Here is a 9,831-nt window from a genome sequence, read left to right on the forward strand (position 1 = left end):
AAAGCGTTGGCGAAACTTTGACTTACATGGATTTTCCTACTGAGCATTGGAGTCGGATCCGCACGAATAACTTGACGGAACGAGTAAATCGCGAGATACGCCGCCGTACAAGGGCCATTGGTGCATTTCCTGATGGCAACAGTGCGCTGATGCTCGTCTGTGCCAGACTTCGCCATGTTGCCGCCTCAGAATGGGGCTCAAAACGCTATATGGACATGGAGCATCTATTCAAGATGGAAATTGAGCAGCCAGCTGACGAGGAAAATCCATACATCTGATGCCGATATTTACTGGCGGATGAAATGAATTTGCGAAAGAATCTTGACACTACCCGTCGCGATGCTGCGAAGCTTCGGCGAGAGCTCATCTTCCTTAGCCCACACCTCGCCAAAGAGCACATCATCGTTGAGCGCCGCGAACTGCGGTGCAAAATCGCCCAATGCCTTGCGACCTGCTGTCTGTTTTTCCATGATGATTCCTTCTTTCTCGTATATCCAGTGCCGCCAGCCGCGGCACCCTAGATTTCCTTGTTTTCCCTTATCATAGCAAAATAAGCATTTCATGTGAAATGCTTATCGAAAATCATTTGCTATTCTTAAAACATATGGTACGATCAAGAATACTTGCTGGCAGCATCCTTTTGCCCGTCGGAGGAACAAGCGGCGCGCCCCTTGAATTGCAACTCAAACTTCCCACATGCCAAACACTGACAATGCCGCGTCAGTAAAAGAAATTTTGGTAGTGTCCCTTGAGTTTACCGCCGTTAGCTATCTCTTCCATGATAACGCCCCAAATCTATTCTTTTGCATTAAGTACATTATCCACATCCTCCATCAAACTTGCAGCCAAAAGCATCCTTACGCCATCTTCCAAAAGTAAAATGTCCTTTTGCGATACATGGTTATTCAGCAATTCGGTTAATGCCGTCTCGTTATCTTCTGCTTTTTGTGTCAGGTGTTTGTTACTGGAAATAATCTTCTGTAACAGATCAGCTAGAACATCTCCACGTTTTATCAGATTTTCATTAGCCCTCGAAATATCAACCGATAGAGTGTCTATATTACCCCTAATCACGCTTTGATTATTTTCTAACCCAACGAGAATTTTGTCGACCGAAGCAGTTAGCACTTTCATATCGTTGACAATTTCCTGCTGTGTGCTGACTACTTCCGACAGCACGTCAGAGACCTTTTGAAAATCATCATGATAAGATCCTGCAACCTTTTGCAATATCTCGTGCTGTTTGTCGAACATTAACCTAAGGCAATCGCTTATGGAATGTGCAGTGCTTTTATTTATATCTTCTTTTAAGGATGCAATATCCTCAGCAGAAGCTATGCCCAAAAAAGACAATAATTTCCCCATGCCAACCTCCTACAACTCTGCCAAATGAGCAATGTAACCTTGCAACAGGTATTTTTCTATCATACAGGGTTCATCGCCCGACAGCCGATTTGCCGCACAGCCTCCCATACATTTGGGTAAAAAGACACAGCTTTTACAGGTAGCCGCTATCCTCAGTTTATATCTGTCGGCATTAAACGATTCATCATAATTTGATAAGTTGGAGAAAGAATACTCTTTTCGCCCCACAAAGTGTTCACAGGCATAAATGTTGCCCTTGGTATCAACGGAAAAAGAACGCATATCATTTCGCATACACGGATGATATTTAGGCATGGAAAAAAAACGACGTGCCATATTCATGTTTTTGGGGTCGTGGCACTGAGCAATCATTCTTCTTAGAAATTCTAATTTTTCATTTTCTGTTAAGTCCAGCCCTACCCCAGTCAGAAATGCCGGATAATATGTTACATCCTCAAAATCACGAAACCGCTCATCCAACATACTCTGAACAGCTAAGATTTCTTCCATATTCTCCCTATCAACATTTAAGCGAATATGAACTCGTATCATGTTTTGAGCAAGCAATTCGATGTTGGTCAAAATTTTGTCAAATACGTCTTTTATCTGAGGTTGATAATTTTTCCGGTTTGCATAAGTCTCAGCCTTGCCGTCCAATGTAATTTGAACGTCGCGCACTTTCCACTTTTTGTACTTACGTGTTACCATGGTTTTATTTATTAAGCTACCATTGGTAATTATATATGACGCGAAATTTATCTTTGATTTTTTTAGCGCATCAGTTACTTGTTCTATCATATTCTGATTAAGCAACGGTTCGCCGCCAAACCAATTAAGCACCAAAGTTTCATCCTTAGTCACTCGCCGTTCGATAAATTTTAGCAAGTGATTTATTTCTCTTGGCAAGAAATCCTGTCTGCTGACACCTTTTTCATAACAATATGAGCAATGAGCGTTACATTTCATGGTGGTGGTGATGTTGAGAGAAAGGTACGGCTTATAGAGTTTCCTTTGTTTTAGCGACCAACCAAGAAATTTTTTTAATTCATCGGTACTCTCTCGCACGAGAAGCCCATTTTCTACAAATGTTTTGCGCATTATCTTGCCGATTTTTGCTTGACCGTTAAGTTTTTTATATTCGAACGCCGTCAAACGAATCAAGGCATTGTACAATGTATTGTAAACTATAAATCCCCCGTTCGCTTCATGCGCATAATTAAATCGAGACGGTTTAAGGGTTGATGCGGCCTTGTCTTTGCTGTCTGCCGCATCAACATATGCTATTATTTTTTCGTTGCCACCAATAATGATATTCATATTATTCCCGCTTTAATTCATCGGACAAGAGATCAGCCACCGCAATTTGGTACATATAGGTGGTTTTCTTATCGGCAATCTTATTGCCTTCCTGCTCCATAAGTTTACCGGCTTCTTCATACTCTTTTTGAGCCTGTTGCATACTTTCGTTTACTTCTGTTATCCGACTTCTGATTTGCTTTTCCACAATAACAAATTCGCCAGCTATTATATCTTGAATATCATCAATCAATGACCTTACGGCATCTCTGTGAACCTTGGCGTAAAATTCGTCGAAACGGCTCTTACGTTTGGTATCGTTGCGTTCTTCCAAAATAAGGGCAAGCTCGGGATCCGTCTTGACCAATCGAGTGTTTATCTTGTCTCCAATATAATTTTTTACTGTGTTTTTCAGTTCCTCAATATCGTGGCGTACATTGTCCATATCAATGTTCAACTTTTTTCCGCCGTACACACCATCATTAATTTTTTCTAAGTGGTTTATAAACTGAGTCATATAGACATTTATATACTCAAATGCCTCGTCCCCAATTTTACGTCCTTCCTTATCGGCTTTCTCGCGCATATCGGCAAGCTCATTTGACGTATTTATGGTCGTAGCCACTGTGTGGTCTTCTACTCGCGGATGATAACCGCAGGGCGAATCGCTACAAAAATCGAGTACACAGCAAAAACCGCAGTCTATCACGCAGCAATCAGCTATACAACATCCCATACTTATTCCCTCCCGTATTTTTGGCGTAGACGTGCCTGAAATTTTAACTCCTGACGATGCTCTCTGCCATGTGTCCCCGATATTTTTTTTCGGGGAGGAACATCCTTGGTGGCTACCGATTTAGCCATTACCATACTATTATCGCCCACAACAACATAATCAACCACACCGGATTGCGCCAATATCAGTACATTCTTTCCCAAAGTTGCGCCTCCGGCCAGTCCCGATTGACACACCACTCGCGAACCTCCTCCAATACGCACATCATGGGCGATGACCGTCAGATTACCGATCAAAACATCATCACCTATGACGGTATCAGCGAGTGTTCCTCGTTGCACCACCGAATTATAACCAATACTGACATTTTTGCCTATGACGGTATGCCCAACTCCGTGAAAACATCGGGGTTTTCCCTTATACAGATAGTGCAAAAAACTGTCCGCACCTATTCTCGCACCTGAATGGATTACACAATTATCGCCTATGGATGAGCCGTTTCCTATAGTGACATTAGGTTCAATGAGTGTGTTTTCTCCTATCGTGACACCGCTTCCTATGGTAACAAACGGTGAAATATGACTGTTTGCGCCAATTATTGCATCGGATGCGATATAATACCCGTCTTTGGCATTTATGTCCAACTGTTCATTTTCCTTCGAATATAGAATAGCTGCCACCTTTTCCATAGCTGGGTAACGCTCTCCATATCCGCAATAAAGCAGTATTTTATCGGTATTTAGCACGATTGGCTCGGTCAATACAACCCGTGCACGGGTGTTCTTTATTTCCGTAACATTTTTAGCCAAAGCTATATCGTGTAAATCGGCATCGGCGGCATAACGCAAGCCGGATATTTCCCAATCGCTTTCATTGCTAAGAGTCAAGTTGGCACAATCGGCGAGATTTTTAATGTTCAAGTTGCTCAATTCCCTTCTACCTTCTACCAAATGGCCAAAAGTTCTTGCCGGCCTTTTTTACCTTTTCCTTAGCCGAGCGCAAATTTGACTTGCTTTGCTTGGCATTGGCACGGACATAAGAAGGATTGACTTTAAGTCGGAGTTTCCCACAAATTTCTTCCATCTGACGTGCTGTTGCCGTCTCAACATCGTCCATGATTTTATTGAGTTGCCCGGTTACTTTGGCAATCTCCTCAACATCTTGGCGTTTTTGCTCGGCTTTTTGCTTGAACTCATCAAGGGAACTCTCAGAGGCTTGCAAAAGATCTGTTGCCTCCTTATGCATATCCTCGGCTATTCTTGCTAAATCGTGATGAATGGTCAAGTATTTGTTCTTTATATCCTCACTTAGAAAACGGCGATAATTATCAGCGAGTTTTTCCTTGATAATTCGGTACACTGTGTGGATGTTGGCTTTTTCCGTCATACATTCTCGATCAGAAGGTTTATCAGCATCGTAATCGAAATCGATGGCAAATTTCTTCAATGACTTACGATCCTTATTGTCAATGATATCGTAATCTCGGCACAGGTTGTGAATATACGCAGCAGTAGGAATAATATTTTCCGATGCCGTTTGGTTATCGGGGAAAAATCCTTTTCCGGTAAGTTGTCTAACCAAATAGTCTTTTTGCTCTTTCCAATCCTCCTCAGGATTATTTAATTTATCCCAATGCGTGGCAATAATGTGAACTTTTTCTTTGTTGTTGGAGGAGAGAGCAAAAACTGATGCAATGATTTCTATTTCCGGCTGACTTACTTTTTGGGCATCGACGCAAACAAATACCGCATGGGCTTTGCGAATATAATCTTGCGTAATTTTTGAACGATATACCACGGGATCGAACAGTCCTGGCGTATCCACAAAGACTACCTGAGGTGGAAAATCATGAGGCAGCGTCGATATGCCCACCTCAATTTCTTTAACAAAGTAGTGCTCCGGGCTTTGAGAGGATGACCATTTTGTAAGCTCGTCTTTGACTTCTTCTCTAGCCAGTTCTTTATGTTCGAGAGGATGTCCCACCCATAAATCTTTGTGGTCATCGGCGTGAAGTTTATTATATTCTTCCATAAACTTCTCAGCATTATTTCTGGATGCCCACAGTTTTTTCCACTCTGCCGCCGAGTAAAATTCAACTTGCACATAATCTTTAGGGCTATAGCGGAATTTCGTTAAGGCGGCAGTTTCCGGCGTAACGGCCATTGAAGCATAATTATCGCCCAAAAGAGCATTAATAAGGGTAGATTTACCTGTTTTGATAGTTCCCACGAATGCTATCTGAAACTCAGGGTGACGGCACAACTCCAAAAAATCCTTTATTTTTCCGATTAGCTGTTTATTACGCGGAAACTCCGGTAAGTTGTAAATAGCCTCATAACGCTCCATTTTTTCAGCGTAATGTTCGTAGAGCTCATCAGGAATGCTCTCTTTAAGACTCATATGGCGAAGATTATCGGCAATACGTACAAGCTTTAATTGATGAGCGAGATAGTGAGACTCCTCATAATCGTCCATGTTAAGAAAAGATCCGCACATCCCACAAAAGTAACGGGTTGCCGCATTTTCCGCTCCACATTTGGCGCAGACTTTTTTATCCATATTCATACCCTCTCAACAAAATTTATCATGGAACCTACTTCTATCCGAATCCCAAGCAGACTATAGTCATGTTTTGTTACACCACCGGTATTTGACATGTAAGTATCTCCATCGTAATTTATGCCGTAACGGTTAATGTCCTCATCCCCCTGGTTGGCTATGTATTGAGAAATTAGCGTCATTATTGGTATGGTACGCTCAATCTTATCTCCTAATGTTTTACTCACGCCGAGGTTTCTTACTCGATCGATATTTTCCACAACGACAAACTTTAAATCGTCGCTCGATTCAAGATTATAAATATCTGTCAGACTTTGCGTCAGGGAGAGTATATCATCCCGAATGGTGGGAAGATTATATTTTGTATAGGGGTTGCCATCGATATGTACCACATCAAAGGCATCGCCGTTTTTTTCGAACACATAAAAAACCGTACGGCATATCACCAAGTAAAAGAGCATGAATCACCGCCCCCCTCTTTTTTCAATTTCTTTCAAATCCCGCAGCATACCTTCCATGGTGGCATCGGGATTAACTTTTTTCTCGACATCGTACAGTACGGAAGCAACTTCATCGTCTTTTTCAGGGCTGTAGTGTCTGCCCTGCATAAAATCAGTGATGTCTTTCAATTTTTCGGGAGTGTCTTTCAATTTTTCCATAAGCAAAGGCATTCTGTTTTCAAAATACATCGGATTTTTCGCCATAACAACCAGCAAATCCTCGGCAGAAACCTTTCCCAGTCTGTCGACCATAACTGTTGTAAAAATCTCCGTTCCTTTTTTTAGTTTATCTTCATCCTCAATCTGCTCTGACTTTTCGGGATCAAGTTCAAATTTTCTCACTGCATCCATGTACTCTTCATAGGAGTCATAGTTTTCGGGCGTAATACCTTCTTCTTCGGCTTGGATAGCCTTGTCACCCAATTCCTTGGCATTCTCATCGGGTCCGATTATCCCCAATGCCTGTAAAGCCTTAGTCACGATGGCGGCAAAAATAACCAGATTAACGGTTACCTCCAAAATCGTGGGGAGGAGTGCCGCTGCGGCAGCCAATAATTCAAACATTTACACCAAATCCTTTCTTTATAACACTACATTACCTAAATTCAATCTTTGTTTTTTTCCAACGGCGGTTCATTGCCAAACAAGGACATCACATAGTGTGAAAATCTTTTGCCGTAATCATTGGACAAGAGCTTTTCCTTGTTTATATCCGTAATAAGATAATTTAGCACCATTTCTAAATCCAATTTATCGGTATCGCTACCAGCAGCATTTTCATGTACATATTTTAGCAACTCTTCTTTAAATGACAAAATCGCTTCATCATTTGCGGAGATAGGTTCCTCAGCGGTATCTTTTTTGAGTACTTCGGAAATTAAACGATAAAACTTTCTGCCGAATAATTTACAAACCTCACCCTCAATATAGATCTTCCAAACTTTACTGCGACTGCGATAATCGCTAAATTTATTTCGCACTAAATCATCGGGAGGCTCTTCTTCATTTGTGTCGGTGATGCGCTCTATTGCCACATGAACGGGCTTTTTTAGTCCCTCGGTGAAAACTACAGCCTCACCTGTATTTAAAGCGGACAAATATTCCTTTTGTTTATCGTTCATGAGCATAGTGTCGCCAACAGTTTCCTTATCATCACGAGCCAAAATTTTATGTATAATTTTTGTATTGGTGTTTTTTATCGTTTCAACTGCCAACTTGTTTGGAATTTGATCGACGATAATGAGCCCTTCGCCGTATTTTCTCACCTCGGCCAAAAGATCACTGAATATCTCTACTGCGCCTTTTTTCGATCCGCTGTCACCGTATTCCACTTTAGAAAGTAAACGATGCGCCTCCTCCACCAATGTTATGTGCCTAAATTCTTTGTCCTTCTTATGTTTATATCGTATCGTAGCATAAAGGCGTGACAGTAATAGCCCCATAACCAAAGCTTTGTCCTCGGCAGACTTTAGATTTTCAAGTTCTATGACCACATTACGCTCAATCAAATCAAAAAAATCGACGGAATGAGCCGTATTTAGCATCCTTCCTTTTGCGCCTTTCCGCAAATTAGAAAAGCGGCTGACCAAACTGCCGATATAATCATTTTCTAGTCGATGATCGAATTTTTTTTGCTTAACCACAGCGGTGAGTGCCGTTAGAAAATCACTAAGGATTGGGAAGGAATGCTTCGAACTTATTTCCTCGGAGTCAAAATTATCCACATCGAATCCTTTATCCTCATAACATTTATAAATTGCTTCTTCGACCAATTGAGGCATTGATGCCTCCATGGGAAACGCCGTGGTAAAAGTTGCTTTTAGCATATCAATATGTGCGGATAAATTTTCACCTTTCACTACCTCAAAGGGATTAAATCTTAACGGAGCTACATTCTCATCTCCTACCGTAAAAACAATACATCCGCTGAAAGATTTAGAGTTTAATAGTGTGCGATATTCTGTTTTTGCAGGTTCTATCACGAAGAATGGCACGGCTGCTTCCTTTAACAGCTTATGACAAGTTGTGGTTTTTCCGCTTCCGGTCACACCGGCAACAAAAATATGTTTTTGCAAAGCATCATTCGGCAACCAAAAGGGCATCGTTTTCAATATGCGCCCTTTTTGCACCATATTTCCCAAATTTATTCCACCCTGTTTGGGCGCATTGAGACCAAAATCGACTCCCTCGGAAAGAGCTATACCAGGAACCTCTTTCTGCGGCAATCCGGCTATGAGGCTGACTTCCTGTGCCGTAAGATATGTAAACAACCAGTCATAGTTTGCATCGATGTTGTACGGACGCGAGAGCATAAGACGCTGTTCTGGTCTCAAACCCATTCCATGCGAGAAAGTATTTTGAAATGCGTTTAGAACACCAATGCCTTGAGAAATATCAATCTCGTATGCAGTAAGGGGACTATAAGCGGATGCTTCTCCTTGAAATAGACTGAGTATGCCGACTTTTAACTGTTCTGCAACTGCCGGTTTTTCTGCCATGTAATATATTGAACTCTTATATAGTCCGCGGCTAAAGCCTTGCCTTATACGAACTAGCAACTGCTCATCAATGTATTTTAATACTTCCTGCGCATTTTTATTGACAAATTCCGAAGTAAAAGAGTGCGAACTACCGCTACTTTTCGTTTTTCCGCTGTTTACCGTATCAGTTCTAGATGTATTTTCGCCGGTAGTTTCCGAATAGCTGTGTCCACTATTGGTGCTACTTTCGCTACTACCATGACTTGAACCACGGGTATCGCCCTTTGTTTTTGAAAAGGATGCCGACTTTGCGCTGCTTTTGCTTATTCCCGATGTATCGGATTGTCCTTGATTGGAGGCCATTTGTATCTGGTTTTTTGCCCATGGAGCAACTAAATTGTAAACACTGTAAATTTCCTGTTGCAACCGAATAATTTCATCCTTGGGCATCGGTTCTGCAACAACCATCAGTCGCCATTTTTTTCCGGTCATGCTATTTATCAAACGATCGATACCCTGAAATCCTTTAGTTCCGTTGGCATCGTTATTGTTTTCGCCGGGGATACCTACTATGACACCGGCACTTTCATAGGTTTTGCTATCACAGAAGATTTTTTTATCTAGTGAATCGCCATTTAGTCGATGGATTTACAATCTAAGTGCAATAGCTTCTAGACAACCAAATTAAAACGACACATAGACTTCTTTGCTATAATGGTGTTTGAAGAGAACTACCTATAACGAAAGGAGAGCCTATGTGCCACTACACACATCTTACACCATTTGAGCGAGAAAAGATACTCTTTTTTCTTGCTGAGGGCAAATCCATCACGGAGATTGCCCATCTGCTGAACCGGAGCAAGTCGACCATCTCGCGTGAGCTTCTCCGCAATGC

Annotated in this window: 11 protein-coding genes; 2 read left to right on the top strand and 9 right to left on the bottom strand. The window is 41.7% G+C overall.

What is annotated here, in order from left to right:
- Window positions 1–278, top strand: a 278-nt coding sequence (locus tag T518_RS10465; protein ID WP_036378728.1) for a transposase, incomplete at its 5' end; no start/stop codon positions are given.
- A 9-nt stretch (window positions 279–287) separates the two neighbouring features.
- Here T518_RS10465 and T518_RS10470 read toward each other — a convergent pair.
- The 9 genes from T518_RS10470 to T518_RS10510 all read right to left on the bottom strand — a co-directional run bounded on the left by T518_RS10470 (window position 288) and on the right by T518_RS10510 (window position 9,404).
- The gene (locus T518_RS10470) at window positions 288–470 is read right to left on the bottom strand and encodes a hypothetical protein (protein ID WP_248617195.1); all 183 of its coding nucleotides are present in this window, start codon (window positions 468–470) and stop codon (window positions 288–290) included.
- A gap of 325 nt (window positions 471–795) precedes the next feature.
- Window positions 796–1,365 carry a hypothetical protein gene (locus tag T518_RS10475; RefSeq protein ID WP_036378730.1) on the bottom strand — a complete coding sequence of 190 codons (570 nt, stop codon included), beginning with the start codon at window positions 1,363–1,365 and terminating at the stop codon, window positions 796–798.
- Between the two features lie 9 nt (window positions 1,366–1,374).
- Window positions 1,375–2,682, bottom strand: a complete 1,308-nt coding sequence (locus T518_RS10480) for a radical SAM/SPASM domain-containing protein (protein WP_036378731.1) — start codon at window positions 2,680–2,682, stop codon at window positions 1,375–1,377.
- 1 nt (window position 2,683) lies between these two features.
- A complete protein-coding gene (locus T518_RS10485) occupies window positions 2,684–3,286 on the bottom strand; it encodes a hypothetical protein (RefSeq protein WP_036378732.1) in 603 nt (200 codons plus the stop codon).
- A 113-nt stretch (window positions 3,287–3,399) separates the two neighbouring features.
- Window positions 3,400–4,326, bottom strand: coding sequence for a DapH/DapD/GlmU-related protein (locus tag T518_RS10490; RefSeq protein WP_051652310.1), 927 nt, complete (start codon window positions 4,324–4,326; stop codon window positions 3,400–3,402).
- Between the two features lie 7 nt (window positions 4,327–4,333).
- The gene (locus T518_RS10495; RefSeq protein ID WP_036378734.1) at window positions 4,334–5,956 is read right to left on the bottom strand and encodes a dynamin family protein; all 1,623 of its coding nucleotides are present in this window, start codon (window positions 5,954–5,956) and stop codon (window positions 4,334–4,336) included.
- Window positions 5,957–5,958: 2 nt separating this feature from the next.
- Window positions 5,959–6,417: a hypothetical protein gene (locus tag T518_RS10500; protein ID WP_036378736.1), complete on the bottom strand. Its 459-nt coding sequence runs from the start codon at window positions 6,415–6,417 to the stop codon at window positions 5,959–5,961.
- 3 nt (window positions 6,418–6,420) lie between these two features.
- Window positions 6,421–7,020: a hypothetical protein gene (locus T518_RS10505; RefSeq protein ID WP_036378738.1), complete on the bottom strand. Its 600-nt coding sequence runs from the start codon at window positions 7,018–7,020 to the stop codon at window positions 6,421–6,423.
- 41 nt (window positions 7,021–7,061) lie between these two features.
- On the bottom strand, window positions 7,062–9,404 hold the full coding sequence (locus T518_RS10510) for an ATP-binding protein (RefSeq protein WP_162177247.1): 2,343 nt from the start codon (window positions 9,402–9,404) through the stop codon (window positions 7,062–7,064).
- Window positions 9,405–9,691: 287 nt separating this feature from the next.
- On the opposite strand from T518_RS10510, the gene T518_RS11675 reads away from it, so the two are divergent.
- On the top strand, window positions 9,692–9,831 hold a 140-nt coding region (locus T518_RS11675; protein WP_155948166.1), incomplete at its 3' end, for a helix-turn-helix domain-containing protein.

Origin of the sequence: Mitsuokella jalaludinii DSM 13811 (assembly GCF_000702905.1) — a bacterium.
Lineage (GTDB): Bacteria > Bacillota > Negativicutes > Selenomonadales > Selenomonadaceae > Mitsuokella > Mitsuokella jalaludinii.

Bases quoted from the DNA above. Each gene is read 5' to 3' on its own strand.
- T518_RS10470 (WP_248617195.1), bottom strand. From the start codon at position 470: ATGGAAAAACAGACAGCAGGTCGCAAGGCATTGGGCGATTTTGCACCG.
- T518_RS10475 (WP_036378730.1), bottom strand. From the start codon at position 1,365: ATGGGGAAATTATTGTCTTTTTTGGGCATAGCTTCTGCTGAGGATATT.
- T518_RS10480 (WP_036378731.1), bottom strand. From the start codon at position 2,682: ATGAATATCATTATTGGTGGCAACGAAAAAATAATAGCATATGTTGAT.
- T518_RS10495 (WP_036378734.1), bottom strand. From the start codon at position 5,956: ATGGATAAAAAAGTCTGCGCCAAATGTGGAGCGGAAAATGCGGCAACC.
- T518_RS10500 (WP_036378736.1), bottom strand. From the start codon at position 6,417: ATGCTCTTTTACTTGGTGATATGCCGTACGGTTTTTTATGTGTTCGAA.
- T518_RS10505 (WP_036378738.1), bottom strand. From the start codon at position 7,020: ATGTTTGAATTATTGGCTGCCGCAGCGGCACTCCTCCCCACGATTTTG.
- T518_RS10510 (WP_162177247.1), bottom strand. From the start codon at position 9,404: ATGGTTGTTGCAGAACCGATGCCCAAGGATGAAATTATTCGGTTGCAA.